Source organism: Ruegeria arenilitoris (assembly GCF_013035425.1).
GTDB lineage: Bacteria > Pseudomonadota > Alphaproteobacteria > Rhodobacterales > Rhodobacteraceae > Ruegeria > Ruegeria arenilitoris_A.
Genome location: NZ_WQHX01000010.1, coordinates 1 through 26362 on the forward strand (window position 1 = coordinate 1; position 26362 = coordinate 26362).

A 26362-nucleotide genomic window follows, 5' to 3' on the forward strand; every position below is an offset into this window, starting at 1 on the left:
AAATCACCAGATCGGGATCAATCTCGATTATCCGCTTAATCGCCTTGCCGACGCGAGGAGAATACACCACCGAACCGTAGCTGCCATTCAGATCCGATATGACGATGACATCCAACGCCGCCGCTTTACAGGCGAACAGAGCGGTCCAAATGAACGCCGCAATAAGGGCAGAACGGTTACGGGTCATTACAGTCTAATGCCGCCACCTCGGTGTCGTTTCGCAAAAAGAATGCGACAGGGTTCAAGTCGAACATCAAATCACCACTAGAACAATTGTTCTGTAGGATGGACGTTGCCAACGCGGTGTTTTTCACAACTTGGGCAATCTGCCTATCTGACAACCCAAGGCTCTGCGACAACCAGTCATAAATAGCACCTTGTGTTTGAAGGTCACTATTCAACGCAACCAAGCGCTGGTACGTGCTTGGAGAGAAGTGCCGCATTTTCTCCAGCATTTGAGTGGATTTCGCGAAGTTGGCATACTCGACCCGCCCTCCAGCATCGTTGTCGTTTAGATTGCTGCGGCGGATCAATAATGCGTCGGCGGGAATATCTCCATCGTTTGGCTCATGGTGCTTGGCTTTCTTATGCTTCAGTTTTCCGTCTTCGACCCAATACCAATAGGGTGTGAAGTCTATGTTTCCCACGCGGTCCTGCTGGCTAAAGATGAAATCGAGGAGAACAATCTCCGTAATTTCTTGCATCCAAAATGTCATCTGTTGATCACTGACATCAGGACCGAGATCCTTGTTGATCTGCCGGTCCTTTCGGCCTTCTTTAACGCCCTCTTCAATAGCCTCTGGCAGGGATTTTGAGGAACGCAAAGCCAAGAAAGCAGGCGTTTCCTGGAAATCACGGTTTTGGCCTTTCCCCCAACCAGACTTGCGGGTGCCGTTGATTTCCGAGCCGTATCGATGCCCAGGACTATCAAGCAGTACACCGTATATTTGCGTTCGATCCGAGGTGAACAGATCATCGGTTGGTTGGTATGAGTTTGGGTCGGCATCCGCAGCTGCGAAGACCCGCCAGCCTTCATGGTTCATGCGCCCGCCATGAGAGCCGCCAGAAATCGCAAGGCCAGGCTCTGCGACCTCGGAAAAATGCGTCTGGGCGTCCATGCTGCGCCAAACGGCGACTGGAACTTTGACAGTCGTGTCGAAGTACCTAGAAAAATGATAGTAAAGCAGCGACGAGGTGGAAAATGTTCCACTGGTGCCCTTTTGGTTCATGGTGGATTTGAATTTGGCTACCCTGTCCTTGGCCAGATCTTTCGCCGCCTTCCCCTCTTTGCAAGCGTTTCTCTCGAACTCAGAACGGTTCCCCGCGTAGGGCCCTTCCGAAATATCGTACACGGCCATACCTGGGCTGGTGCTCCAGGTTTTTGGGCAAATAGCAATTTCGGAGGCATAGAAATCGATCTCGCAATACGCGGTTTCTTCCTCAAGATCGCTTTTCTTATACTCGCCCGTTGGAACTTTTTCGATCCGAATACAGCGTTCAGTAGCGCCGTTGGGACTCTCAAATGTCGTGGCTTCACCTAGAACATCGTCGTTCGCCCACACGACGGTGGGTGCAATGAAAGCAAGTGACCACAGAAGAATGAACTTCATTTGGATAGTCCTCCCGATATCATTTGGGGCAAATCGCTGCCTGTTGTTCGGCGGAAATCTTCAAATTGGGGTCGACACTGAAGTTGGCGAATTTTGAGTCAATCCACTGGTCACACCCGCCTGAACACGGGGCCCCGTTTCGGGCATCATTCCAATATGCCTTGGCCCTGTCTTCCGTCCAACCGCAAAACTGAACGAGCGCCATTGCCGACAATGCCCCTGAGGAATGAACGCCCCACATGCAGTGCACCAGAACAGGGCCTTTTCCAGGGTTTTCAATCACCTCGTGTATGGACGCCATGACAGCACTGGGTCGGGAGGATCTGGCGCCTTGATAATCAAAGGATCCGTTTCCGCAACTGGTGCGACCGTATTGAGTGTTTTTGCCGAAGTCCGCATAAAACCCGGTTGAAAACCCCTCATCGCACAGGGTTTCGCGCTGAACTTTACTCAGACCCGTTCGATCCTTGTCACCGCCTTTGAAGCCAGAGCGATACAAAACTCCGCTCAAGACCGGGCGAAAGAAAGCGACGCCATCAACACCTCCGTCGCCACCCTTTGAAAGCATTTGACTGTTGCTTGGGCCACCGTTTCGACTGGTCACGTCAGAATTCGCCGCGGTTGCCAGAACACCAATGAATATGAGGGACGTCAAAAACCGCATGCCAGCTCCTTTCTATTTTTCAGCCTGTTATGCTCAAACTCTTCCCACTTTGTAATCTATTGGAGCGGCTCATTCTCAGCAGCCGTATCAAGTGCGAGATAGACTTTCCGACCTGAAGCTTTAAATCGGCCACACCAGGTTGATGATAAAGACGACCACGAAGTAGGCCAGAAAAACTTTCCAGTTCAATTGGTGTTTGTTTTCTTCGTTGATCACGCCGGCCGACTTCAATGCCAGGTTTGTTACAATTAGAGCGACGATGGTGACCGCCGCATGTGCCAAGTCGAAATGCAAACTAAAGCTCCCTTTTGCAGATGTTTGATTTATGAAAAATGTGTCAGCAGTCACCTGATGGCAGCATAGTTACATCTGAGTACCTTCCCTCAGACGTCGTGATCCGAGCACATGCACCAGTATCCTTGTTAAACCAGTACGAGGTCAGCCCTTCGCTGCGGACGAGTTCAAATCCGAGACTCTGGATGCCCATTTCAGCTTGGCCCGCTCTTGCCCCTTCAAATGACGAAAGATCGCTAGAGCTGCCCACAGTTGGTGCACTTGAATCCACTGATCCACCACTGTCGTCGCATGCTGCAAGCGCAGTAATACACGCTGTGCCGATCACCAATAGGACCTTGGGTTTCATCTGTTTTTCCCTCGCTTTTTTTGGACTAGCGTTCAAGGGTTTCTGATTGATCACCTATTCAATTCCGAAAATGACGTTGTAGTCGACTGAAGAGTTGCTGCGATTGATAACCTCCACAACATGATCACCAGATTGCCAAAGCTGTCCTCGATACTCCTTGTCCGCCGACATCAACCCCAACAGTTCAGAACCATCGGGGTTGCGAATAACGTAGTCCAAGGAGCCATTTCGCGGAGCAACGCGGACGTAAAGAAACTGTTCGTTCTTTGCACCGAGAAGGTATTGCTGCGACGCTCCGGGCGCGAGTTGGCCGACAAGTTCGGCGCCAGTGGAGCCGGCATCAAATTTGACACGCTGGCTACCAGTAGTACCGGCGGCACCTGCCATGGCGCCACCGCCATCATCCATCGCCTCGACAACCGACATCTCTCCAATGCTGCCATCCTTGTACGCGATGCAGCGCCAAAGTGTTCCGCCTGCGTCACGTAACATGACGAGCGTACCCGCTTCTGAGAACTCTGAGCTTTCAATCGTTCCTGATTGACCGTCTGGTCCTCCAACCTGCCGTAATTGGTCGATACACGCGTCATCGGCTTCTGACATTGCAAAAGCAGCTGTGCTCGCGATTGCGAACATGGGTGTGAGGAGCTTGAGTAAAACGAGTTTCATCAGATGGTTCCCTGTTGGCTTGTCCTTACAGATTTGTTCCTTAAAAAGCGGAACCTCACTTCGCTTCTCGTAACTTTGACAGAAATTCATCGCATGCCTGTGCGCTGCCGACGATCTCATCTGTTGTTTCAATTCCTTGCAGTGACGCCATCTCGGAATTAACGCGATTGAGGATCTGATCCGCTTGCTCGGCGGTGATCAGGTTCTCTGCTTGTGCTCCTTTCAATGTGGTGCAGACACCGGCGGACAAGCCTGTCGCAACGCCGACACCCACCGCGGCCCCGCCACCCAAGGTCATCGCCCCAACCACGCCGAGGACGAGCCCGATCACAATACCCAAGATCACTTTTCCCATGTTTTCCTCCCTTTTGGTGAGAAAGAGTTCAGCCTTCACTACTGGCGCAAACCGCGTAACCATCTGCAAATCAAGACCAGCGCCAACAGGTTGAGCATCGGTGCAAGCGCCGCGAACCACGGTTTGGCCGACTCCGAGATCAAGTCCGCTACAAGTATCCAAGGTAGTCCCAACGGCAGAAGGAACACCCCGGACAAAGGGTCTCTTTCCTGTCCCAACCAGCCAAATGTGCCCGTCAAGAATGCAATCAACGCCAACAGGTACAGGATAGCGAACAAGATGGTGGCTATTCTACAAACCAAGTCGAGCTTTCCAAAGAGCGAGCCAGTGCTGCACAGCCGTGCTCAGCTACGCACCAAACTGGTCACAATGCGCCTTCGTCGCCCAGGAACTCGATACCAGCTGTCGTGCCATCACTGTAAGCAATGCAATTCCAAGGAGCACGATCCTCGCCAACGCCTACGGTGACCTGTGTCCCCGCCTCGCTAAACGCGGATGAGAGCACCACGACTTGCGAATTGTTCGTTGTGCTGGCTACATCTCGCAAACACGCCTGCTGAGCGGGTGTGAGTTCGGCGGACGCACTGGATGTACTCGTATCGTCACAGGCCGCAAGCAGTGCGAAACAAGTTGCGCCCGCAGTCATCACCATCTTTTTAGACATTTTCTTCTCCCTCTGGTTCCGTTGAAATTAGTGAAATTGGATGGCTTGTTGGAAGTTCTCGCGTCAGAGCAGGCTATGAAACATACTTCGGCCCAGTAACTTCCCTTCCCAACAACTTGTCGCGGGGGGGTGGCGGGCGGAGCGATATTACTTTGACAACCGAGACCGCCGACAACGTGTGAAGGCTGAATGACGACAATGGCAGAAGCTCGAGCGAATTCTGGAGGGAGGCAGAGTACACTAAGTATAAGCATCGCGTCCTCCCAACGCTCAATTGTTGTAAAGTGACTTCCGACCGCCAGCACTCACTCCAGCAGTCTGAAGGGCCCGACAAATCGGGCGACAGCGACAACAACGGAGGTAAATAAAGTTATGTCGAATTCGCATGTTTGAATCTAATTTTTCATAAATCAATATTTTTTTCGCGCGTAAAATTCTTTACGCTCTCGTGCGATAGGCTTCTGCTTTCAAACAAAAAGGTAAGTGGGAGCATCCGTAGGGGCGAGTGCGTTCTCCTGAGCGGCGAAGCGTTTGAGGCCGCAAAGAAAGTAAGAATGGAGTGAAATATGGGATTTGGTGAGGCAGTTAAAACGTGTTTCTCGAAATACTTCCAGTTCTCCGGTCGGGCTATGCGCTCAGAATACTGGTGGTTCTTCTTGTTTGTGGTTCTCGTGAGTGCTGCTTTAGCTGTGGTGGATACAATCGTATTCGGGACCAACCCCGAAACAGGGCAAGGATCTCGGGTTCTGTCCTCTGTTTTCCAACTGGCCGTTCTCATACCAATGCTGGCCGCCGGTTGGCGGAGGTTGCATGATACAGGGCGACCTGGCTGGTACTTGCTGCTGCCGATGGCGCTCAGCATTACAACGCTTTTTGTTATGCTGGGCGGCGTAGCGTTCTTCTCGGTATTGGAGCAAGGGGCCGAAGACCCCGATACATTGCGAGGACCCGCGGCAGTTCTGGGCGTGACCGGTATTGTCGTTGTCTCAATTCTTCAATTGGTTCTGTCCATCCTGATGATCTGGTGGCTGACACGACCTTCGCAAGAAGGCGCAAACGAATACGGCGCACCTGTTTCCTAGCCTTGTTGTCTGGGTAACGGGCCGGAATCTCTGGCTGAATGACAGTGCGAACTACAACACCATGGAGAGAGAAAATGAGTTTCAAAACGATTTCCATTGGAACGCTGATGATGGTTATGGCGACCACAGCATCAGCGGAGTGGTCGTTCAACTCTGGGCCTAATCCCAATGCTTTTATTCAAACCGGAAACATGACCCTAGAACTTCAGTGCAACCGTATCCGTTTTGCTCCGGCTGGATACGAGGACAGCCAGGACATTGTTCAGAAGCAAGGGCTTTCCATTCGTTTTTTGAAGAACGGCACCACCGAAGTTGGGGCATTTCAGGTTGGCGCGGAAAACGCTGCCGTGCAGATCGTCGACAATTATCCCGTCGAGGTCAGTTTCAATAATCAAGAGGACTATAGTTTTGTACTGGACCAGCTTGCGGCCAATGCATCGGTTAATCTGTCGATGATTGATCAAGAGGTCAGCTACGGAATCTTTGACTTGAAAGGTTCAAGCGCGGCAATTCGGTCCCTTCTTTCTGCATGCGGTTCAGATACTAGCCAGGAGGCCTCATACGAAGCACCCGAAGGTATCGTTTATTGTGGTGGCGGGGCTATAAAACGCGTGATCGAACCCGTAATTTTGGACAGCCCGGAGGGAGAGTGGGACGCACGAGTAACGGTCAACGGCGAGTCGATTAGAGCCATGACGGCCTACAGTTACTTCGGAAACTCTGAGCCGCCGGCCGGATTTGTCGTCGCCCTCCTTGGGGAAGACAGGTCCGAGTTTCTGATTTTTAGCGATGGCTCGTCAAACTGGCTGGAATACGGGGACTACAGATATGATCAGTGCAATTGATGCCACCCTCCAACCGGCTTCCCAAAGAGTGCGCCTGTTGAAAGGGTTGGTTTTCGGGATTGTGCTGGTTTCGAGCCTAGTTTGGACCTCACCAGCTGTCGCGGCTGATGTTTCGCAACTTCCAACCAGTTTGCGGGCTAAGGTTGATCTGGCAGCACAGGCCTGCGCAGAGTTCAACGACGGTCAGTTTGACTTAGATTGGGGTGCGGTTGAGAGGGTCGATCTCGACGGAGATCTACAACCCGACTGGGTTCTGAATGAATCTGGTTTCGCGTGTTCGAGCGCCGCATCTCTTTATTGCGGAACTGGCGGATGCATATCGCACTTCTTGATTGAAGAGGAAGTTCACTCCTTGCTCAATCGAGGCTGGACGGTCGTCGAATTCGGGCGTCAACGCATTGTCCTTGCAGATGTCCACGGAACTAATTGTGACGGAATAAACCCGACGCTTTGCGCAACAGCCAGTGTTTGGGATGCGGAAGCAAAGACGTGGCGCTCGTCTGCTGGTGATTGGGAGTAAACTGTAATTGGGCACCGCAGATAAGCCTGAGAGCCTGTATGTTCGATGGTTCCTCAGTGGCATGCAAACCTGTGGGCAAACTTCCAAGCTTTTCTTTTATGAAATCAATGTCAGAAACGCAGCGTTATGAGCGCACCTAGATCCGGTCTCGGAAATTGCAACGTCTTGTTACGAACGTCCGCTTTTGACTGACAGCGGTCCTCTGGAGTAAAATGCAAATGACTGCAAAGTCCGCAAGCCGGTCGTAGCCAAGATTTGGGAGAGCGACCGCTTTTGGTGAAAGCGGTCGTTCCTGTTCGAAACTCAGAGTTTTCGGGGGTGAATGTCCGCTCAAAGCCCCTAAGCAGTCATCTGACATAAAGACTCAGATTACCGCTACGAGCCCAAAGCCGACAGTGTTTGCATAAGACCTCGTTAGACCTCGTTGTCAGTTCAATGAGCTAGAGTAGGATTTGGTCAGGCATCCTGTTTTTGCATCAAACTCAAGACCACCATACGTGTCGGGAGCTACCAATTCGGCGCGACTGAAGGATGCACAAACGCGGTATCGATTGTCGCTAATTTTTTCATAATGGTAGGGTAAATCCGTAAATGGATCGATCAAACGGATTGTATTGAGACCCTCAGAGCAGGTTTCGTCTTCGGCAAGGCTGTCAGGCAAAGTTTGATCAGCTTCGCCAGCAAGGCAAGGTACGTAGCTACGCGCGATCCTGGTAATATCTTCAGCTCTTACCCTGTCTTGCTTTTCGAGACGGCCGGCTTCCGGTCCGCCGGTCACTGCTAGACCAAGCACAATTGCAGTTAGTATTAACGCTCCAAGTATTATTGGAGCGACTTGACTACGCTGCATTTTCGTCAGCTCCAGTTTCATTCCGAAAGTACAGGAAAATGACACCTGCTATCATCAATACAACAAGCCCCTTCGATATTAACCGGATACCTAAGTCGCCATTCAAAAATGAGTAGATTATCCAAAGGGCGTCTCCAAGAAGGGAAATGGCTGCTAGGAAAAGCGTAATATAGCCAAACCATTTTCGAACAGCCGAGCGTCTTTTCCCGGGGTCGTTATCTGTAGCCCGAGTTATCTTTAGATTCAAAAAATAGAAGAGCGGACCAAATACGATCAGGGCGGCTACTGACCAACGCATCCTTTGAACACGGTAGCCTACCAAATGCTCGTTAATGGCTTCCAGTGGGTCGGGAAACCAACGGTCAATCAAGTGAAATGATAGGCTAGCCAGGTGCCAGGCTGCCATAGCCAATGCTGTAAACATCAGGCCGTAAATGAAAGCCTCTTTTGCTGATACAGAAGGGCGCGGGCGTGGAATGGGTACCTCAAATTCGTCGTCTGCCCAAGCATTCAGCGCCTCGTCAACCTCATTTGTAGCCCAACCTGCCGTTTTTAAAGCTCCAGCAATTTGCTTGCGGTCTTTGCCTAAACGAAGCGAGTCTCGAACGAATTCTGCTAACTGGTCTGACTTCTTCATTGTGTTCACCACACGCTTACTTGCGTGATGATTATTGCCTGTTTTTCAAGAAGTCGTTGATTTGGATCAATAGTTGTGAACTGGCGAGTGCGCGCTTCGCAAGGCTGATCCGCGAACTTGTGAACAATGGACACCTTCGAGGTCTTGTCAGAATAACTTTGCTTGAGCGGGGCAGGGCGGTCACATAGCTTCTGGCAATGACCAAACCTGTCTCGTTCAAATACTTTAAAACCAGCCCTGAGATCATTCGCCTGGCGGTGATGCTGTATATTCGGTTTCCGCTTTCACTTCGAAATGTCTAAGACCTGCTACACGAGCGAGGCATGGATGTAAGCCATGAAACTGTCCGTTATTGGTGGAATAGGTTCGGCCCGGTGTTTGCTGCGGAGATCCGAAGAAAGCGGGTTCAGCAGCTTCGCGCATTCTCGAAATGGAAGTGGCACGTGGATGAGGTTTTCGTGAAGGTGAACGGCAAGAGACACTATCTTTGGCGCGCGGTCGATCACGAAGGTGAGGTGCTCGAAGCTGTCGTCACGAAACGACGAAACAAAGCTGCAGCACTGAAATTCCTCAAGAAATTGATGAAGCGCCATGGTTGTGCGGAAGAGATCGTAACGGATCGTTTCGCTTCCTACAAGGCAGCGCTCAGAGAATTGGGTACGCTCGAAAAACAACGAACTGGAAGGTGGCTTAACAACCGTGTCGAGAATTAGCACCTGCCATTCCGACGACGAGAACGCGCAATGCAACGTTTCCGGCGCATGCGAAGTTTACAAAAATTCGCCGCCGTTCATTCCTCCGTCTATAACCATTTCAACCAGGAAAGATCACTCGCCAGCAGAGACACCTTCAAGCTGACACGTACCGCTGCTCTTGCCGAGTGGCGCGAACTTGGCGCGGGATAAAGGACAGCGTCACTGGCCTAACAGAGACGAGTTCGAATTCGTCTGACAGCACCCGCTGCGAGGTTGCGGCAGGTCAGGGAGGGCCACGTCATCGTCCACGACCACCATCTCGACCTGGTGGCCAAGCGAACGGGCGCGCTCTGCGGCCAGGCCGAAGTTCAGACGATCGCCGGTGTAGTTCTTGACTATTAGCAAACAGCCCGCGTCGCCGGTGACCGCGAGAATGCCCGCCAGCACGGCTTCGACCGAGGGCGAGGCGAAGACCTCGCCACACACCGCAGCGGTTAGCATTCCGGGGCCGACAAAACCGGCGTGGGCCGGTTCATGGCCTGAGCCACCGCCCGAGATCAGGGCCACCTTGGAGCGATCCCAATCGGTGCGGTGAACGACCTTAATATGCGGATAACCATCGAGCCGCGCCAGGGCCCCACCCGAACATGCAAGCAGCCCATCGATGGCTTCCTTTACCATGTCGTCCTTGGCGTTGACGAATTGTGCCATACTGTACTCCCCCAAGCTGCCGATGTGCTGGCAGTGCGCAAACTGCCCACCTCTGATAGGATGAATAGCGATTAAGTTCGAGTACTTGAGGTACGCACCTCAAGTCCAGATGTTTATGGCTGCCCAGTGCCGAGCGGACGCTTGCATAATGTCCAAAGCCCCGCATACTGCGGGATTAACGGAATGTTCGACGTATTGCAGTCCGATACCAGCCAATGCATCGCAAGGGATCGGTCACTCGGGCAGGGAGGCCAACTTTGAAAACGCGCCATTTCGATCGCATTGGCGACTGCGGTGTCACTTTGACGGAGATTGGCTTTGGAACAGCACCCATGGCCAATCTCTATCGGCCCGTCGACGTACAGGACGCCCGGAGCATCTTGGAATTGGCCGGGGAGAAAGGTTTTCGCTATTTCGACATTGCGCCGCTTTACTGTCTGAGTCTGACGGAGAACCGCTTGAAAGGCTTTTTCCGCGGCAAGCCGCGCGATGTAATAGTCGTCTCGACCAAGGTGGGGCAACTTCTGGACGAGTGCGGCGTGGAAGACCGGGCCGGAATCCGAAAGTGGTTCGACGGACCCTGCCGCCGCGAGTTCTACGTCTACAGTTATGACGGTGTGATGCGTTCGGTTGAGACCTCGCTTGAGCGGATGGGGCTGGATCGGATTGCCATTCTCTATGGCCACGATATCGACACCTATACCGACGGATTGCAGGATTCCATGGAACAACACCTTCGCGCCGTTCTTGGTGGCGGCCACAAGGCTCTCGTGGAGTTGAGAGAGCAGTGGGTCACTGCCGGGTTTGAGGCACGGACTGAAGGAATGGTGACCTGCCGAATGGCTGGTCGATCATGGCGACCGGGACATCATCCTTCTTGCCGGGCGTTACACCCTGCTCGAGCAAGAGGCGTTGACGCCCTTCCTTCCCAAATGTGTAGAACGCGGCGTCGGGATTGTCATCAGCCGCCCCTTCAACTCGGGCATTTGGCGACCGGTCCGCGCGAAGGGGGCGCATTACAATCACGATCCCGAGCCGGCCTAGATCCTCGACCCGGTGCACTGGATCGACCCGGTGTGTCAGCACCATGGTGTGCGCCTCGTCAACGTTGCGTTTCAGTTTCCGGCGTGCCACCCGCCGTTTTTTCGGAGATCCCGGGCAGGAAGGCACTGACCAAGATGACCTCGAACCTTGAACCCGCCAACGCAGTCATGCCGACCGCACTTTGGGCCGACCTGATGTCGGACGGCCTATTGCTGACAAATGCGCCAACCCCGTGAGACCTGCCATGCCCCTTGTCGATGCACACCAACACTACTGGAACCCCGCGCGAGGGGATTACAGTTGGATGCCGCCGGATCACCCGATCCTGACCCGGGTCTACGGCCCCGGGGATTTGCAGCATTCTCGCGAAGCGGTCGGTATTGACCACACCGTGCTCGTCCAGGCCGCAGAAAGCATCGAGGAGACCGAGTACATGCTCGGGATCGCCGACGCGACGCCCAGTGTCGCCGGTGTCGTGGGTTGGATAGATTTCGAGAACAAGGACCACCGGGCGCAGCTTGAGCGGCTTGCACGACACCCCAAGTTCAAGGGCGTGCGGCCGATGATCCAGGACATACCCAATGTCGACTGGATGCTTCGGGACGATGTGCAATGGGCCTATGATGCGGTGACTGATCTGGACCTTGCCTTCGATGCTTTGGGCTTTCCGCATCACCTCGACAATTTCCTGACGGTCTTTTCCCGCTATCCCAAGATGCGGGTGGTCGTGGACCATTGCATGAAGCCCCAGATCGGCGCGCACACCGAGGCGCGCTTTGCGCATTGGGCTGAGCGGATGACGCGCATCGCTGTGGAAACCGGCGCGTTCTGCAAGCTCTCAGGGATCATTACGGAGGCCAGCGAAGACTGGTCGGTGGATACCTTGCGCCCTTATACAGACCACGTTTTACAAGCCTTTGGGCTCAATCGCGTCATGTGGGGGTCTGACTGGCCAGTCTGTAGGTTGCGCGGTGAATACGATGCGTGGCACACTGCGGCACAGGCCCTCACCGCGCATTTGTCCGTGGCGGATAAAGCGAAGGTGTTCGGTGAAACCGCCGTCGCATTCTATCGCCTGGACATCTGAGACCGAGGTCCGATCAATAGGTTGCCCGTCCCCCTGACAGATCGAAAACACCTGATGTCGTGAATGAGTTCTCTTTCGAGCAGAGCCAGACAATCATTGCAGCGGCTTCATCGACTTCGAGAAAGCGCCCACGGGGGATCTTCGAGAGCATGTAGTCGATGTGTTCCTGTTTCATCTGATCGAAGATGCGGGTGCGGGCGGCGGCGGGTGTGACACAGTTCACGGCAATGTCCATGTCGGCCAGCTCTTTTCCCAGCGATTTGGTAAAGCCGATCACGGCAGCCTTCGACGCAGAGTAAGCGCTGGCGTTGGGATTGCCTTCCTTGCCGGCCACCGACGCGATATTCACGATCCTTCCATAGTTTTGCGCGCGCATTGTTGGAACCACGGCCTTGTTAACATGGAAAGTGCCCAACATGTTGATCCGCATTATGTCGGCGAAAACGTCGACAGGGTAGTTCTCGACAGTTGCGTTCGGTCCGGCGACGCCCGCAGAATTGACAACAACATCGATTCGCCCTGTTGCCTCCAACGTCCTCGCGCAGGCCGCGCCAACACTGTCCCAATCGCTGATGTCCACCTTGATGGCTAGAGTGTCGCCGCTAAGTTCCCTGGCTTTTTCCTCTGCCAGCGCAATATCCGTGTCCCATATCACGAGGCGTGCGCCACGGCTCCGCAACTCGGTTGCGACTGCCCCTCCGATTCCCTGAGCACCGCCAGTAACGATTGCCGTATGTCCATCGAAGTTACTCATGCCGCGTCCCATCCGTTTCGAATGCAATCATATCCGTCGCGATAATAGGCTTCTGGCGATTCCGCAAAATCCCGCCAGACCCGTGTGGCTGCGGCCAACTCGGGCAGTCCCCGTCCAAAGGCCTCAATCGTAAGCCAGCGGTCATAGCCACTGGCTTTGATGGCCTTGAATGTCTCAGCCCAAGGAACATGGCCGCGCCCCGGCACGCCGCGATCATTTTCGGAGATGTGGATATGCACAACGTCCCCGGCATTGCGGGCGAAGGCATCCACCGGGTCCTGCTCCTCAAGGTTTGCGTGGAACGTGTCGTACATTGTCTTGATGGCCGGATGATTGAGGCTGCGTGTGTAGGCGCAAAGATCACCCATCGTGTTGGCGAAGTAGGTTTCAAACCGGTTCACCGCTTCAAGAGCGATCACTTGCCCATTGGCTGCCGCGTGATCACCGACAATACGGTGTACTTCCCGTGCGCGCTCGAATTCCGCTTCGCTGGGGCCTTCACCAGAGAAGTGTCCGAGTGTCTGGTGCAAGGGACCTCCGATACCTTCCGCCCCAAGAGCCGCTGCGCAATCGACCAGCCATTTCAGATAATCCTCGCCGCGTTTGCGGTCGGCCGCATCCTCGCTGAGGATATTCATGTCCGGCGTGGGAATGACCGAGATTGCAGTCCGGCCGAGGTCCAGGGCATCCAGCATCGCGCCGGTTCTGGCATAATCATCCGGCGTCCCGGCAAAGATCGGAACCTCGACACCGTCGTAGCCAGTCGCCTTTATATCCTCCAGGAGACTCTTGTGTTCTTCCCCCAGGGAGGTCGTCCAAAGGAGCATGCAGAATCCGATTTTCATAAGAGTGTCCCCCGTTGCCGATGGAGAGCAGCATAGACCTCGATTGAACATCGTGAAAGTAAGATCTGAGGGGCGTACGTCAAAAAAAGATTGCTTTTGCAGCCTCAACCCGAAAGCATGACGTTAAAATAATGCAACAGCGGGAGGATGCAATGGACGGGAACGCTTTCCCAAAACTACACAATGCGATGTGGCCGGGGCTTGTCGGCAAGGGCGAAGAAGAGCCTCCGATTGCGCTCGACAAGATGCTGGATATGACTGCGGCTGCCGAGGTTGACGGCATCAAATTTGATGGCGTGGATCTGTTTTTGGCTGACCCGCATACATCGATCGATGTCGACGATGACGGGATCAAGGCGCTGGCTGACAATGTGGGCGGTCGCGGGCTCTCGATCGGGTCCGCGGTCGCGCCGGTCTGGCCGCCCGTTGGCGGCGGCTCTGCTATGGACGAGGGTGAGGGGCGCACCGCATTTCTGGCAGCCGTCGAGAAAGCCTGCAAGATCATGGGGCGGCTCCGCGACCTAGGTGTGCGGCAAGGCGGTGTTGTGCGTATCGACACGGCGACCGGTGTCAGCGAATGGGCCGAGGACCCGGCGGGCAATACCGCCAAGATGGCAGAGACGTTCCGCCAGGCCTGCGACATTGCCGCAGATCACGGCGAACGGCTGGCCGCCGAAGGCGAGATTTGCTGGGGTGGTATGCATTCCTGGAAGCACATGGTGGAGTTGTTCGAAGCAGTGGATCGACCGGAAGTTCTAGGCTTCCAAGCGGATCTGGCCCACACCATGCTTTACGCTATGGGATACAACGCGCCTGAGCACGCACTGATTTCCGCCGACCAACTTGACGACCAAGCGGCCCTTGACGATGCGCTCGGTACAATAACCGACGCGCTTCGCCCTTGGACCATCGATTTCCACGTCGCGCAAAATGACGGCACGGTTCATGGAAGCGGCAGCCACGACAAGACCGGCCGGCATTGCATGGCAACCGATCCGAACGGGAAGCTCGATGTGGTCAAGCATTCCGGCTTCTGGCTAAACAATGCGGACGGAACGCCCACGAAAGCGATGCGGCATATCTGCTGGGACGGCTGCATGTTCCCCAACGCAGTGCTGGAGGATCAGCAGACCTGGAACGATATCCTCGCCACCATGATCAAGGTGCGAGACGCCCATGGGTGGAGTGAATGAGATGAGCAAGAAAAAGCTAAGGGTTGGCATGGTCGGCTATGGGTTCATGGGGCGCACGCATTCGAACGCGTTCACTCAAGCGCCTCGATTCTTCGATCTCGGCTATGAGCCGGAACTTACGGCGGTCTGCGCGCGCAACAAGGAACGGGCTCAGGCGTTTGCGGATCAGTGGGGTTACGGCAGTGTCGAGACCGATTGGCAGGCGCTGGTGGCGCGAGACGACATCGACCTGATCGATATCGCCGCGCCAAACGACATGCATCACGACATCGCCATCGCTGCGGCTGAAGCGGGCAAGATGGTGATGTGTGAGAAACCGCTTGGGCGGACTGCTGTGGAGTCGGTCGAGATGGTGGCGGCGGTGGAAAAGGCAGGTGTGCCCAATATGGTCTGGTACAATTACCGGCGCATTCCGGCGGTAACTCACGCCAAGAACCTGATTGAATCCGGCAAACTGGGGCGGATCTTCCACTACCGAGCGCAGTTCCTTCAGGACTGGACGATTGCAGACGACTTGCCGCAAGGCGGCGAAGCGCTCTGGCGTCTGGACAAGGCGGTGGCGGGATCGGGGGTCACTGGCGATCTGCTGGCGCATTGCATCGATACTGCGATGTGGCTGAACGGCAGTATCGAAAAGGTTACTGCCATGACAGAGACTTTCATCAAAGAGCGGCGGCACAACCTCACCGGCAAGATTGAGGCGGTCGGCATCGACGACGCAAGTGCCTTCATGGCCCGGTTCGGCAATGGTTCGATGGCGCTCTTCGAGGCGACTCGCTATGCGCGGGGTCACAAGGCCCTTTATACGCTCGAGATCAATGGTGAGAACGGCTCGATCATCTGGGACCTGCATGATCTTCACCGGCTCCAGTATTTCGATCATAGCGACGAAGGCACGGAACGCGGTTGGCGCTCTATACATGTCACGGACGGCGACCACCCCTATATGGGCAATTGGTGGGTGCCAGGGCTTTCAATTGGTTATGCAGAGAGCTTTGTGCATCAGGTGGCGGACTTCATCGCCGGTCTCGACGGCACTCCAGCAGCGCCGACATTTGCCGATGCACACAAAACCGATCTGGTGACGGATGCGGTTCTGAAGTCGGCAGAAACGGGGCAGTGGGAAGCGCCGTAGCTTGGGCCAGAATTGGCTAGCGAAGGTCCTTCCAGGGCGCTTCGCTGGCCACGTCGACCAACTCGTATCCCTGATCGCCGACGCAGGGCCCGAGAATGGCAAGAAGCTTGGCGTCGTTGTAACCGACGTTGAAACTGGCATGGACGACGCCGGCGCCGATGAAAACGCTGTCACCGGGGCCGAGAATCCGCATTTCCTGATCTAGCCATTGTTCGACCTTGCCCGAGATGCAGTAAATGACCTCTTCCTGATCGGGGTGTTTGTGGAAGTCGTGCCCATTGCCGGGCGTGATGTTCACTTCGATCACGGTGAGCTGCCCGGCACCCGTGGAGGGCGGGTGCGACATCCACCGGAGCTTGCCCCAGTCGAGCTCTTCGGGTGGGGTGTCGGCAGACATCATGAAAGTTCCTGTCATTTCTTCTCTCCGATTTCGGTGAAGGCGCGCGTTTGTGCGACCAGAGCGGTTTCCGAGGGCAGACGCTCCATCGAGCTGGCACCGTAGAAGCCCTGACAGTCCTTCGCTTTCTCCAGCACATAACTGGCGTCGCCCGGCATCGCGATCGGGCCACCGTGGCAAAGAACGATGACGTCCGGGCTGGCGTCGCGCGCCGCTTCGGCCATCGCGTCGATTTCCCTCACACATTGATCGAGGTTGAGCGCGGTCTCGGCTCCGATATCACCGCCAGTGGTGAGGCCCATATGCGCGACGACAATGTCAGCTCCGGCGGCGGCCATCGCGTGCGCCTCGTTCGGGGTGAATGCGTAGGGCGTTGTCAAAAGGTCTTTTTCCCGCGCGGCGCCGACCAGATCGATTTCCAGGCCGTACCCCATACCGGTTTCTTCGAGATTGGTGCGGAAGGTGCCGTCGATCAGCCCGACGGTGGGGAAGTTCTGGATGCCAGAGAACCCGAGCGCGATCAGATCGTCGAGGAACTTGTCCCGGATCATGAATGGGTCAGTGCCATTGACGCCCGCCAGAACCGGTGTGTTCCTTACGACTGGCAGAACCTCCTTCGCCATGTCCACCACAATATCGTTCGCGTTGCCGAAAGCGAGCAGGCCGGCCAGCGACCCGCGCCCGGCCATCCTGTAGCGTCCGGAGTTGTAGATCACGATCAAGTCGATACCGCCCGCTTCCTCGCATCGTGCGGAAAGGCCCGTACCGGCTCCACCGCCGATGATCGGGCGACCCTCGGCGATCTTGGAGCGAAGGCGCGAGAGGATTTCGGAGCGGGGAATAGGCATCAGATGATCTCTTTCAGGGCGGTCAAAGCGGCGTCGGCGAACGCGGTCGTGTTGAGGTTGTGTGGCACAGATACCAGACGGCGGCTCTCCGTCGGGATCACGTCGGCCTGCAATCGGTGGGTCAGGGCGGCCAGCGCCTCGGGGTCGTGGAACGGCTGCCCCTGTGCGTCAATGGCAGAGACGCCGCCTTCGGGGATCAGGAAGCGCACCGGGCCGGTCATCGCGTTCAACCGCTCTGCGATCCAAGCGGCGAACTTGTCATTCTCTTCCGGTGTCGTACGCATCAGCGTCACTTGCGGATTGTGGACATGGAACGTCCGGTCCGCGAATTTCTCTGGGACGGTCTCGCGCGCGCCGAAATTCACCATATCCAGCGCGCCGACGGAGCCAACGTAAGGGATGCCTGTCCGGATCACTGCGCCGAACCGGTCCTCCGTCGCCGGGAAAACGCCGCCCACCAGCATGTCAGCCACTTCGGTCGTCGTTAGATCGAGCACGGCTCCGATCAGGCCGCTGTCGACGAGCTTTTCCATCGAGCGACCGCCGGTCCCGGTGGCGTGGAACACGAGCGGATCGAAATCGACTGCAAGCGCGTCCGCGACATGGCTGACCGCTGTCGTCGTGACGCCGAACATAGTCAGGCCGATGGCGGGCTTCGCATCAACAGCCGGCACCTCGTTCAGCATCATGCCGACAAGCGCATGGGCTGCGTTGCCCAGGACGCGCGCTGAGATGCGGTTCAGCCCCTGCACGTCGGTGACAGAGTACATCATCGCAATGTCGCTTGGACCGACATAGGAACCGACATTGCCGCTGGCGACCGTCGAGACCAGAACCTTGGGTGTGCCGACGGGCAGGGCGCGCATGGCAGGGGCCAGAAGTGCGGTGCCGCCGGAGCCGCCCGCGCCGATCAGGCCGCCGATCCAGTCGGCTTCGCGCACATAGGTCTCAAAGGCCAAAGCCATTGCGCCGACAGCGACCCCCCGATCCGTTTGGGTTAGCACTGCCTCGGCCCCATCAGGGTGGTAGGCGGCAACGGTCTCGGCCGAGATGGTGGCGCTTCCCTGACCAGTGGTTCCAAGATCGATGGTGCGCACCTCCAACCCGGCCGCGCGGATCAGCTGGGCAATGTATGAGAGCTCCTTGCCCTTGGTGTCGAACGTGCCTGCTACCCCGGCAATCATTGGCGCCAGCGGGCCATCTCGGCTTCGACCTGTGCGCGATCCACGATCCCGGCATCCGAACCCAAACCGCTGGCGACAAGCGATGCTGATGCCGTGCCTAGATGTGCGGCCTCCGTCAAGCTGCGGTCGTCGGCGAGCCCGGCGATGAAGCCTGCCGTAAAGGCATCCCCGCAGCCGGTCGTATCGACAACCTTTATGTCATAGGCGGGGACGTGAATGCGGTCTTCGCCATCCGCGATGATTGAGCCTTCGCTGCCCATGGTCAGAACGGGGCATTTCACGCCGCGCGATTGGAAGAATCTGATGTTTTGTTCCACGCCTGAGATGCCGCTCAGAATCTCCGCTTCTTCGATGGATGGAATGAAGTAGTCGATATGCTGCAGGAGTGGTTCGACGACCTGCCATGTGTCCGGCCCCGCCCCCACGAGGTCCCAAGTGGTCACGCAGCCTGCCTCCTGCGCGGCCTTGAGAAGTCGCGCGCTGGGTGCGCCATCGAGCTTAGCCAGAAGGCCGGTGCCGCCAAGGTGGAAGAAGCGGCAGTCGAGAACCTTGCGCAGCATGTCGTCAGACACGTCGAAGTGATCCGAAGCGCCGCGGCAGTGGAGCGCTGGGCGCTCGCCATTCGGGCGAACATTGAGGATTGTGGCCGAGGTCTCGACACCTTCGAGCCGCTGCATGAGGTGGCAGTCGATGCCAAGGCGGGCCATGTGGTCAAGGACGAAATCGGCCTTCTCGTCGTCGCCCACGGCTCCAACCGCCTGACAGTTCAGCCCGAGTTTCGCCAGATCGACAATCGTGCCCCCCGCCGTGCCCGCAACCGTCAGCCGGATCTCGTCGATGAAATCGACATTACCGCCTTCAGGGATCGCCACGACCGGACGCCCCAAAATGTCGAGAATATAGAGCCCTACAACGGACACATCGAAGCGACTCATCTCAGGGTTTCCAGGTATTCAACGTAGAGAAATGCGGTCCCCACGCCGAGCGCGGCGGCGACACCAAGGATAACCAGCACGATGATAACAGCTTTCCGAAGGGCACTGAAAGGCACGCCTTCCCGGCAAAGCGGCACAAGGTTGAAGGCCAGTGCGCCGATCACCACCGTCACGCAGCCAATCGAGAAGAGCTGCAACGAAAACGGCTGGAAGATGAAGATGATCGAGATGACGCAAAGTCCGATGATGCACCGTTCAATCAGTTTCGCCTGTGCTGCGGTCATGGCGCGCTCCTTAAAACCTGTTCGTCTTCCGTGAAGATATGCGTTGTGTCCGGCGGGAACCGTGTGTGCATAAGGTCGCCTTCGGACAATGGCACACGCCAATCTGTCACAAGTCGCAGATCGTGATAGCCGTCATGCATGTGGGCGAGGGTCTCGGCTCCCATCGGTTCGACCATGTCGATCTTTGTCGACAGGCTGTCTTCGGTGGGCTCAACGCTCATCTCGAGGTTTCGTGGCCGAATGCCGAGTGTGACTTTCGCGCCTGGCGAGAGTTTGGATACCGCCGGATCGACCTTGATCTTCAGTGACTGCTCGCCCTCGAACGCGAAATCCGCCAAGCCGTCGCCGTTTGATCCCTTCAGGGTCGCTGGGATCAGGTTCATCTGCGGTGTGCCGATGAAGCCCGCAACAAAGAGGTTGGACGGGGATTGGAAGACGTTGTGCGGCGTGTCGACCTGTTCGATCCGTCCATCGCGCATGACGGCAATCCGGTCGGCCATCGTCAGCGCCTCCAGTTGGTCGTGGGTCACAATGACGGTAGGGCGGGACAGGTCTTGCAGGACCTCCTTGATCTCGCCACGCATTTCCTCCCGCAGTTGCACATCGAGACGTGAGAGCGGTTCGTCGAAGAGGAAGCACTGCGGGTCTCGGATGATCGAGCGGCCGACGGCAACCCGCTGTTTCTCACCTTCGGCGAGTTGGCTTGGCGTGCGCTTCAGGATGCTCTCGAGCTGCAGGGTCTTCGCGACCTGCGCCACGCGCTTTTCTATCTCGGCGCCAGAAAGCTTCTCGGCATGGAGAGGGTAGGCAAGGTTATCGGCTACCGAAAGCGACGGATAAAGCGCGTAGAACTGAAACGACATGGCCACGTTACGTTGCCGCGGCGCCAGTTCGTTTACCCGTTTTCCACCGAGCATGACGTCGCCTTCCGTGGCCGCTTCAAGCCCCGCGACCATTCGCAGGGTGGTTGTTTTCCCGCAGCCCGACGGACCGAGCAGACAGAGCACTTCGCCGTCGCCCACGTCCAGGTCAATGGCATCGACGGCGGTCAGCGACCCGAAACGTTTGGTGAGTTTATTGAGTTTGATCGTCATTATTTCTTGACCGTTCCGAAAGTGACACCGCGCAGAAGCTGGTTCTGCAGAAGGAATGTGACGAAGAAGATCGGGATAAGGAACAAGGTCACGATCGCCGCCAGCAGGCCGTAATCCACGCCCACTTCTCCACCAAGCGTGCGCGCCATTGCGACGGGCACGGTCCGCGTCTCAACCCCGGTAAGGAGGAGGGCAAAAAGGAACTCGTTCCAAGTCAAGATCAGCCCGAATACGAAGGTGGCCGACAGGCCCGCAAGGACTTGCGGGATGCAGAAGTTAAAGAAAACCCGCCGTTCGGTCGCGCCGTCCATTCGGGCGGCATCCTCAATTTCGGGGTTCAATTCATCAAAGAAGGATTTCACCAACCAGACCGAGAACGGAATGTTGAAGGCGGTGTAGAGCAGGATGATACCCCAATAGCTGCCGGCCAGACCGCTGAGGCGGAACATCAGAAAAATCGGGATAATCACGACAATCGGGGGCATCATCCGGGTAGTGAGGATGATGAAGAGATAGGTGTCGTTGCCTTTCAGCGGATAGCGCGAGAATGCATAGGCCGCGATTGTGCCGACGATCAGGGCTAGCCCCACCGAAGTGAATGCGATGAAGATCGAGTTGAAGAAGTAGAGGCCCATATCGGTCGCTTGGCTGCTGCCCGTGGTAATCGACGCGCGATAGAAGACGCTGGTGAAATTCTCGAAGGTGGGTGTAAAGAACAGTTTCGGCGGCACGGCCAAAGCGTCCGTTCGAGTCTTGAAGGCAGTCAGGATGATCCAAAGCACAGGGAAGAAGTATATGAGTCCGACAACCGAGGCGACCGCTGTGTAACCCCATCCGGCCTTGCCGATTTCGCGATGTTTTCGAGCCATCAATTCACCTCCTCGGCGCGCCGGTTGACGGAATAAAGATAGAGGTTGGTCAGCACGATCACGATGAAGAGCACGAAATAGGCGAGTGCTGAGGATTGACTGGTTTTGAAGAACTGGAAGGCGGTTCTGTAGAGATATACCGCGATCGTTTCGGTCGACGACCCGGGTCCGCCTTCCGTGATGATGTAGACGATATCGAAAAGCTTGAATGTCTCGATGGTACGAAAGAGCACGGCAAGCAACAGGAGGGATTTGATATAAGGAAAGGTGATAGTCCGGAACGTGCGCCATTTGCTGGCGCGGTCGATCTCTGCTGCCTCATAAAGGTATTTCGGAACCGACACGAGCCCGGCCAAAACCAGAAGCATCACAAAGGGCGACCACATCCATGCATCAGCAATCACGATCCCGATAATTGCACCTTGTGGCGAACCGAGCATGACGAACGGCTCCGAGGTGAACATGTTCAACACGTAACTCACGACTCCGAAAGTCGGCTCGTAGAACAGCTTGAAGAACACGCCGACCGAGACGAATGACAACATCATCGGCGTCAGTACCAGCATCAACACGATACGGCGCATGGGAAAGGCCTTTGCAAACAGCAAGGCCAGCAGAAAGCCGACAATCAATTGCAAGAGAACTGAGGAGCTAACGATGATTGCGGTTGTCTGGAACCGTTCCCACACCTTTTCGTCGGTCAAGACGTCGCCGTAATTGTCCAGCCCTTTGAAGCGCGGAACACGTTGACTAGACGCCTTGTAATTAAAGAAGCTCAAGCCAAAAGACCAAAGAAGCGGGAAAATATTCATCACGAAAAGGATCAGTATTGCGGGCGTGACCAGCAGCGCCCCCCGCCGTTTCGGATCGAGTAGCCAAGCGCCAAAACCGCCTTTGGTAGATGCAGTGTCCGCCATATGAAGGGCCGCCCTCGTTAGGAGAAATCTGGGAAATCAGGGCCCGACCGAAGCCGGACCCTGCGTAGAGTAACCGCTTACTCGATGAAACCGATGTCTTCGAGAAGCTCCTGCTGGAACGCTGCGACGTTATCCAAGGCTTCCTTGGCCGATTGCTGGCCGGTGATCGCCTTGTCGAACTCTTCCTGTTGCTGGGTTAGCATTTCGAAGAATTCAGGGATGTGCCACACGTCCTTCTGCCAATCGATCATCTCGACATGTGCGCGGTTCCACGGGCGTAGATCGTTGTATTCCGGCATGGCCATTACGCTCATCAGACCGGACTGACCACCATTCGCCACGGCAGCGAGCTGGGTCTCGGGGTTTAGCCACCACTTCACGACATTGAGAGCTTCGTTCACGACCTCGTCTGAGTTCCAAGTGGTCAGAACGAAGGGCTGTCCGCCGATATTGCCGGTCCGGTCGATCGAACCGTCCGCCTGGCGTGTGCCCGGGGCGGGGCCGAAAGCCGACTTGTCGTGCACGGTCGACGCACTCGGGTCGAGCACAGGTTCGCCCAGACCCACCCAGTCGATGATCGCCCCGACCTTGCCCTGCATGTAGAGGTCCTGGATCACGAAGATGTCCATCTGACCGGTCTGCGCGACAGGCGGCATGTACTGGAGATAGCTGAGGTACTCATCAAAGGCCGCAACGGACACATCCGAGTTCACCACGCCTTCGGCTTGGGCCTCAGGAGCTTTCGATTCATCCCAGATGTCGCCGCCTTGCTGCCAGATGAAGGCGTTGACCTGCATGGTCGAGAAGTCATAGCCCTTGCCGGCCTGATAGGCGATGCCGTAGAACGGCTCGGTCAGTTCTTCGCCCGCAAGCATCTCGCCGGCATCGCGCTGGAAGAACTCGCCGATCTGCCCCCATTTCGTCCAGTCCGTGTCCTGCCAGTCTTCATAGGAACACGGCAGATTGGTTCCGTACTGCTCCTGGAACGCGGCCATTTCACCTTCGTTGCAAAAGATGTCCTCGCGGTAGAAGGTGACATAGGTGTCCGGGAACTGTGGGAAACCGTAATAGTTCACACCGGGTGCCGGCACCTCGCCAGCTTCTTCAAGTTGTGCGCGGGTCCGGTGCGGGTATGTCGAATAGGCTGAAACCAGTGCCGGATGCAGGTCCTGCATGATCGCCGTCAGTTCGGGGTCTTGGTTGATCTTGTCGGTCAGGTTCATGTAGTACCCGCCTTCGACAAATGCTCCCAGCCACTGGCTGTCGGTCACAATCATCTGGTATTTCTGTTCGCCCGATGTCAGCGAGGCCGCGACGCGTTCGTAGAAGCTGGGCCACGGGATAAAGTCCATATCAAGCGTCGTGGTGTGACCGTCCGGCGAGGTATATGTCTGGTCGAAATGCTCCTTCATGAAGCGTGTCGGCGGCCAGTCCGGCGCCGCCATTGTGATCGTGACGTCGGCCGACATGGCGGGCGAACCGCTCAGTCCTGCCCCAAGAATTGTAACACCCATCAGGGTGCTCATAAGATTGATTCTTTTCATAGTCTCCTCCACTAGTTGGCTTTCTTTTTCAGGCTTTTTCTTGCTGCTCTCCCGCAAAGCTATGTGGCGGCGTGCGCGGCACGCGCGCCGGTTGATGGATCGAAGAAATGCAAGTTCCTCGGGTCGAATTTGACGGCGATCTCGTCGCCCACTCTGAACCTGGCCGCGACCTCTTCACGAAGAACCATCTTCATGTCGGTGTCTCGGGTTCGAATATCGATAATCGTGACATCGCCCAGTGGTTCGGTAAGGTGGATCTTGGCCGGGATGCCACCTTCCTCTCCGTTGGCCAGCGCAATGTCATGCGGCCGAAGCCCGACGACCAGCGGCTGCCCGCTGGAGACACCCGGTGCCTCCACGGGCTGATCGAGGAAGGGCAACGCGATCTCACCGTCGCTTGGAGCGGTCGCCGTCACGAAGTTGATTGGTGGTGAGCCGATCATGCCGGCCACATAGGTGTTTGTCGGCGCACCGTAGAGATCGCGTGGTGTTCCGATTGCGACAACCTTGCCTTCCCGGATCACACCTACCCGGTCGCCCATTGTCAGCGCCTCGATCTGATCCGGCGTTGCATAGAGCATAGTCATACCAAGCTCTCTGTGTAACCTTTTGAATTCAGTTCGCATCTCATCGCGAAGCTTGGCGTCGAGATTGGTCAGAGGCTCGTCCAGCAGTAACAGCTTCGGGCGTCCCACGATGGCGCGCCCGATGGCCACCCGTTGCTGCTCGCCGCCCGAGAGCGTTGTCGGCTTGCGCTTGAGGGTGTGTGTCACCCGCAAAAGCTCGGCCACCTCGCCGACGCGCTTTTTAATGTCCGACGCACTTTCACCCGAACGGCGCAGAGGATGCGCCAGATTTGCTTCCACTGACAGGTGAGGGTAGAGCGCGAAGGTCTGGAAAATCATCGAGATGCCGCGACCCTGCACCGCGCTTTCGGTGACATCGCGACCTGCGAAGTGTACCGAACCGTGTTCAAGCTCTTCAAGCCCCGATATAGCGCGCAGGGTGGTTGTCTTGCCGGAAGACGAGGGGCCAAGAAGGCAAAAGAACTCGCCATCGGCCACGTCGAACGACATCCCGTCAAGCGCCAGGACCTTGCCGTATGTGCGCCGCAGGTTATTGACCTTCAACTCCGACATATGTTCTCGCCCCTCATACCCATGTCTCTCCCCTACGGTGCTTCATGCACGATTTGTTCAGCCTCAATGCAGATTGTCGCGCACGAAGATTTCGATCCGAATCCGCTCCTGTTTCTCATTCACCGGCGTGCCGTCGGTGAGGTGCTTCAGTACGCGGATGGCGCTGCGAACCTCATGGCTCGGGTCCTGCACCAAGACCGCGTCGACCGTACCGTTGATCAATGCGGCGCGAGTGTGCTCCGAAAGCTCTGTAGTCACCACGCACATGTCCTGCTTCGCAGTTTCGATCGCGTCGATGACGCCCCTTGTTCCGCCCCCTAGACTATAGATCCCAATCACGTTGGGGTTTTCTGACAGCAGATTTGAAAGCTTCTCTTCGACCAGCCCCGCCAGTTCCTCACCCTCGATCCAGGGAAGAACGTTCAGTTCAGGGCATTCGGCGCGCATCACCTGTTCAAAGCCCATGCGGCGCTCCACATGGTCCCGCAGCGTGCCGGAGCCTGCGACGACCGCCACATCTCCGGATCGGGGTGAGACAAAGCGTTTCAGCAAACTGGCGGCAACCCGTCCGGCAGCAACGTTATCGATGCCGACAAATCGTTCGCGCTCCGAATTCGGGATGTCGGAGATAAACGAGATCACATGCACGCCGCGCTTGCGAAGCGCCGTAATAGCATCACGCACGATTCGGCTTTCTACCGCGACCAATGCGACCCCGTCGCCGATTTCCTCGCCCAAGTCGTCAATTGCGTCGACGATCGCACGTGGATCGAGCGGCGGAACGGCGATGGAATTGATCCGGATGCGTTCTTTGGAGGCCTGGTGTTTTGCTGTCTCGATCTCGGCGCGGACGTCGTTGAAGAAGGCGGTTTCACCTGCAGAAACAATAAAGGTGAATGTATAGGACCGGCCCCTAGCAAGATTGGCGGCCGTCTGGTCGCGTACGAAGTTTAAACGGTCCATCGCTTCGACCACACGTTGGATCGTTGCCTCACGCACGCCCTTGCGTTTGTTAAGCACGCGATCCACCGTCGCAAGGCTTACTCCAGCCTCTTTGGCTACGTCCTGCGCAGTCACACGTGTCATTGATCCTCCCTATTGAAAAATCTTGAGGTATGTCGTGATGTACGTCAATCAAATTCGTAGCT

Annotated in this window: 31 protein-coding genes and 2 pseudogenes; 8 read left to right on the top strand and 25 right to left on the bottom strand. The window is 56.3% G+C overall.

The genetic code is table 11. The annotated features are described in order from the left end of the window. From GOV45_RS20650 to GOV45_RS20690, 9 genes are all read right to left on the bottom strand, one after another. The coding region (locus GOV45_RS20650; RefSeq protein ID WP_217362466.1) for a hypothetical protein at positions 1 to 187 on the bottom strand (187 nt) is incomplete at its 3' end. Further along, positions 177 to 1610: a hypothetical protein gene (locus GOV45_RS20655; RefSeq protein WP_170481607.1), complete on the bottom strand. Its 1434-nt coding sequence runs from the start codon at positions 1608 to 1610 to the stop codon at positions 177 to 179. The genes GOV45_RS20650 and GOV45_RS20655, both read right to left, overlap by 11 nt. Before the next feature lie 19 nt (positions 1611 to 1629). Further along, the gene (locus GOV45_RS20660) at positions 1630 to 2274 is read right to left on the bottom strand and encodes a hypothetical protein (protein ID WP_170481610.1); all 645 of its coding nucleotides are present in this window, start codon (positions 2272 to 2274) and stop codon (positions 1630 to 1632) included. A 120-nt stretch (positions 2275 to 2394) separates the two neighbouring features. Continuing rightward, on the bottom strand, positions 2395 to 2556 hold the full coding sequence (locus GOV45_RS20665; protein WP_170481612.1) for a hypothetical protein: 162 nt from the start codon (positions 2554 to 2556) through the stop codon (positions 2395 to 2397). A gap of 55 nt (positions 2557 to 2611) precedes the next feature. After that, positions 2612 to 2917 carry a hypothetical protein gene (locus GOV45_RS20670; RefSeq protein ID WP_170481617.1) on the bottom strand — a complete coding sequence of 102 codons (306 nt, stop codon included), beginning with the start codon at positions 2915 to 2917 and terminating at the stop codon, positions 2612 to 2614. A 54-nt stretch (positions 2918 to 2971) separates the two neighbouring features. Next, a complete protein-coding gene (locus GOV45_RS20675) occupies positions 2972 to 3586 on the bottom strand; it encodes a hypothetical protein (RefSeq protein WP_170481620.1) in 615 nt (204 codons plus the stop codon). Between the two features lie 55 nt (positions 3587 to 3641). After that, on the bottom strand, positions 3642 to 3941 hold the full coding sequence (locus GOV45_RS20680) for a hypothetical protein (RefSeq protein WP_170481623.1): 300 nt from the start codon (positions 3939 to 3941) through the stop codon (positions 3642 to 3644). Positions 3942 to 3979: 38 nt separating this feature from the next. Further along, entirely contained in the window at positions 3980 to 4219 is a 240-nt protein-coding gene (locus GOV45_RS20685; RefSeq protein ID WP_254448072.1) for a hypothetical protein, read from the bottom strand. An 86-nt stretch (positions 4220 to 4305) separates the two neighbouring features. Then, a complete protein-coding gene (locus GOV45_RS20690; RefSeq protein WP_170481628.1) occupies positions 4306 to 4605 on the bottom strand; it encodes a hypothetical protein in 300 nt (99 codons plus the stop codon). A gap of 566 nt (positions 4606 to 5171) precedes the next feature. Here GOV45_RS20690 and GOV45_RS20695 point away from each other — a divergent pair. The 3 genes from GOV45_RS20695 to GOV45_RS20705 all read left to right on the top strand — a co-directional run bounded on the left by GOV45_RS20695 (position 5172) and on the right by GOV45_RS20705 (position 7052). Beyond that, positions 5172 to 5687: a DUF805 domain-containing protein gene (locus GOV45_RS20695; protein ID WP_170481631.1), complete on the top strand. Its 516-nt coding sequence runs from the start codon at positions 5172 to 5174 to the stop codon at positions 5685 to 5687. Positions 5688 to 5761: 74 nt separating this feature from the next. Next, positions 5762 to 6532 carry a hypothetical protein gene (locus GOV45_RS20700; protein WP_170481634.1) on the top strand — a complete coding sequence of 257 codons (771 nt, stop codon included), beginning with the start codon at positions 5762 to 5764 and terminating at the stop codon, positions 6530 to 6532. Then, on the top strand, positions 6516 to 7052 hold the full coding sequence (locus GOV45_RS20705; protein ID WP_170481637.1) for a hypothetical protein: 537 nt from the start codon (positions 6516 to 6518) through the stop codon (positions 7050 to 7052). The genes GOV45_RS20700 and GOV45_RS20705 overlap by 17 nt, the downstream gene beginning before the upstream one ends. 427 nt (positions 7053 to 7479) lie before the next feature. On the opposite strand, the gene GOV45_RS20710 is transcribed toward GOV45_RS20705, so the two are convergent. Beyond that, positions 7480 to 7902 (bottom strand): hypothetical protein, encoded by a 423-nt coding sequence (locus tag GOV45_RS20710; protein ID WP_170481640.1) that lies wholly within the window; start codon positions 7900 to 7902, stop codon positions 7480 to 7482. Next, positions 7892 to 8539, bottom strand: a complete 648-nt coding sequence (locus tag GOV45_RS20715; protein ID WP_170481643.1) for a DUF5671 domain-containing protein — start codon at positions 8537 to 8539, stop codon at positions 7892 to 7894. The genes GOV45_RS20710 and GOV45_RS20715 overlap by 11 nt, the downstream gene beginning before the upstream one ends. 197 nt (positions 8540 to 8736) lie before the next feature. On the opposite strand from GOV45_RS20715, the pseudogene GOV45_RS20720 reads away from it, so the two are divergent. Continuing rightward, positions 8737 to 9444: pseudogene (locus GOV45_RS20720) on the top strand (IS6 family transposase). A 57-nt stretch (positions 9445 to 9501) separates the two neighbouring features. On the opposite strand, the pseudogene GOV45_RS20725 reads toward GOV45_RS20720, so the two are convergent. Beyond that, positions 9502 to 9945, bottom strand: a pseudogene (locus tag GOV45_RS20725) (dihydroxyacetone kinase subunit DhaK); the annotation flags it as partial. 257 nt (positions 9946 to 10202) lie between these two features. Between GOV45_RS20725 and GOV45_RS20730 the strand changes: the two are divergent. Next, a complete protein-coding gene (locus GOV45_RS20730) occupies positions 10203 to 11225 on the top strand; it encodes an aldo/keto reductase (protein WP_254448073.1) in 1023 nt (340 codons plus the stop codon). Between the two features lie 8 nt (positions 11226 to 11233). Then, a complete protein-coding gene (locus tag GOV45_RS20735; protein ID WP_170481646.1) occupies positions 11234 to 12076 on the top strand; it encodes an amidohydrolase family protein in 843 nt (280 codons plus the stop codon). 13 nt (positions 12077 to 12089) lie between these two features. Here GOV45_RS20735 and GOV45_RS20740 read toward each other — a convergent pair whose 3' ends face one another. Together GOV45_RS20740 and GOV45_RS20745 are read right to left on the bottom strand one after the other, a co-directional pair. Next, a complete protein-coding gene (locus GOV45_RS20740; protein WP_170481648.1) occupies positions 12090 to 12830 on the bottom strand; it encodes an SDR family NAD(P)-dependent oxidoreductase in 741 nt (246 codons plus the stop codon). Next, complete coding sequence (locus GOV45_RS20745; RefSeq protein ID WP_170481651.1) at positions 12827 to 13675, bottom strand: sugar phosphate isomerase/epimerase family protein; 849 nt, start codon at positions 13673 to 13675, stop codon at positions 12827 to 12829. The genes GOV45_RS20740 and GOV45_RS20745 overlap by 4 nt, the downstream gene beginning before the upstream one ends. A gap of 131 nt (positions 13676 to 13806) precedes the next feature. On the opposite strand from GOV45_RS20745, the gene GOV45_RS20750 reads away from it, so the two are divergent. Both GOV45_RS20750 and GOV45_RS20755 read left to right on the top strand, forming a co-directional pair. Next, positions 13807 to 14868 (top strand): TIM barrel protein, encoded by a 1062-nt coding sequence (locus GOV45_RS20750; RefSeq protein ID WP_254448074.1) that lies wholly within the window; start codon positions 13807 to 13809, stop codon positions 14866 to 14868. Position 14869: 1 nt separating this feature from the next. Further along, a complete protein-coding gene (locus tag GOV45_RS20755; protein WP_170481655.1) occupies positions 14870 to 16003 on the top strand; it encodes a Gfo/Idh/MocA family protein in 1134 nt (377 codons plus the stop codon). 16 nt (positions 16004 to 16019) lie between these two features. On the opposite strand, the gene GOV45_RS20760 is transcribed toward GOV45_RS20755, so the two are convergent. The 11 genes from GOV45_RS20760 to GOV45_RS20810 all read right to left on the bottom strand — a co-directional run bounded on the left by GOV45_RS20760 (position 16020) and on the right by GOV45_RS20810 (position 26300). Beyond that, positions 16020 to 16418 carry a cupin domain-containing protein gene (locus GOV45_RS20760; RefSeq protein WP_170481658.1) on the bottom strand — a complete coding sequence of 133 codons (399 nt, stop codon included), beginning with the start codon at positions 16416 to 16418 and terminating at the stop codon, positions 16020 to 16022. Continuing rightward, complete coding sequence (locus GOV45_RS20765) at positions 16415 to 17248, bottom strand: phosphoenolpyruvate hydrolase family protein (RefSeq protein ID WP_170481661.1); 834 nt, start codon at positions 17246 to 17248, stop codon at positions 16415 to 16417. Before GOV45_RS20765 ends, GOV45_RS20760 begins: the two co-directional genes overlap by 4 nt. After that, positions 17248 to 18432, bottom strand: a complete 1185-nt coding sequence (locus GOV45_RS20770; RefSeq protein ID WP_170481664.1) for a Tm-1-like ATP-binding domain-containing protein — start codon at positions 18430 to 18432, stop codon at positions 17248 to 17250. The genes GOV45_RS20765 and GOV45_RS20770 overlap by 1 nt, the downstream gene beginning before the upstream one ends. Then, the gene (locus tag GOV45_RS20775; protein ID WP_170481667.1) at positions 18429 to 19367 is read right to left on the bottom strand and encodes a carbohydrate kinase family protein; all 939 of its coding nucleotides are present in this window, start codon (positions 19365 to 19367) and stop codon (positions 18429 to 18431) included. The genes GOV45_RS20770 and GOV45_RS20775 overlap by 4 nt, the downstream gene beginning before the upstream one ends. Then, on the bottom strand, positions 19364 to 19651 hold the full coding sequence (locus GOV45_RS20780) for a hypothetical protein (protein ID WP_170481670.1): 288 nt from the start codon (positions 19649 to 19651) through the stop codon (positions 19364 to 19366). The genes GOV45_RS20775 and GOV45_RS20780 overlap by 4 nt, the downstream gene beginning before the upstream one ends. Further along, complete coding sequence (locus GOV45_RS20785; RefSeq protein ID WP_170481673.1) at positions 19648 to 20745, bottom strand: ABC transporter ATP-binding protein; 1098 nt, start codon at positions 20743 to 20745, stop codon at positions 19648 to 19650. The genes GOV45_RS20780 and GOV45_RS20785 overlap by 4 nt, the downstream gene beginning before the upstream one ends. Next, complete coding sequence (locus GOV45_RS20790) at positions 20745 to 21614, bottom strand: carbohydrate ABC transporter permease (protein ID WP_170481676.1); 870 nt, start codon at positions 21612 to 21614, stop codon at positions 20745 to 20747. The genes GOV45_RS20785 and GOV45_RS20790 overlap by 1 nt, the downstream gene beginning before the upstream one ends. After that, a complete protein-coding gene (locus tag GOV45_RS20795) occupies positions 21614 to 22531 on the bottom strand; it encodes a carbohydrate ABC transporter permease (RefSeq protein WP_170481679.1) in 918 nt (305 codons plus the stop codon). The genes GOV45_RS20790 and GOV45_RS20795 overlap by 1 nt, the downstream gene beginning before the upstream one ends. 77 nt (positions 22532 to 22608) lie before the next feature. Beyond that, positions 22609 to 24075 (bottom strand): ABC transporter substrate-binding protein, encoded by a 1467-nt coding sequence (locus tag GOV45_RS20800; protein ID WP_170481682.1) that lies wholly within the window; start codon positions 24073 to 24075, stop codon positions 22609 to 22611. A gap of 59 nt (positions 24076 to 24134) precedes the next feature. Beyond that, positions 24135 to 25214, bottom strand: a complete 1080-nt coding sequence (locus tag GOV45_RS20805; RefSeq protein ID WP_170481686.1) for an ABC transporter ATP-binding protein — start codon at positions 25212 to 25214, stop codon at positions 24135 to 24137. A 63-nt stretch (positions 25215 to 25277) separates the two neighbouring features. Then, positions 25278 to 26300: a LacI family DNA-binding transcriptional regulator gene (locus GOV45_RS20810; RefSeq protein ID WP_170481689.1), complete on the bottom strand. Its 1023-nt coding sequence runs from the start codon at positions 26298 to 26300 to the stop codon at positions 25278 to 25280. Positions 26301 to 26362 lie beyond the last annotated feature (62 nt).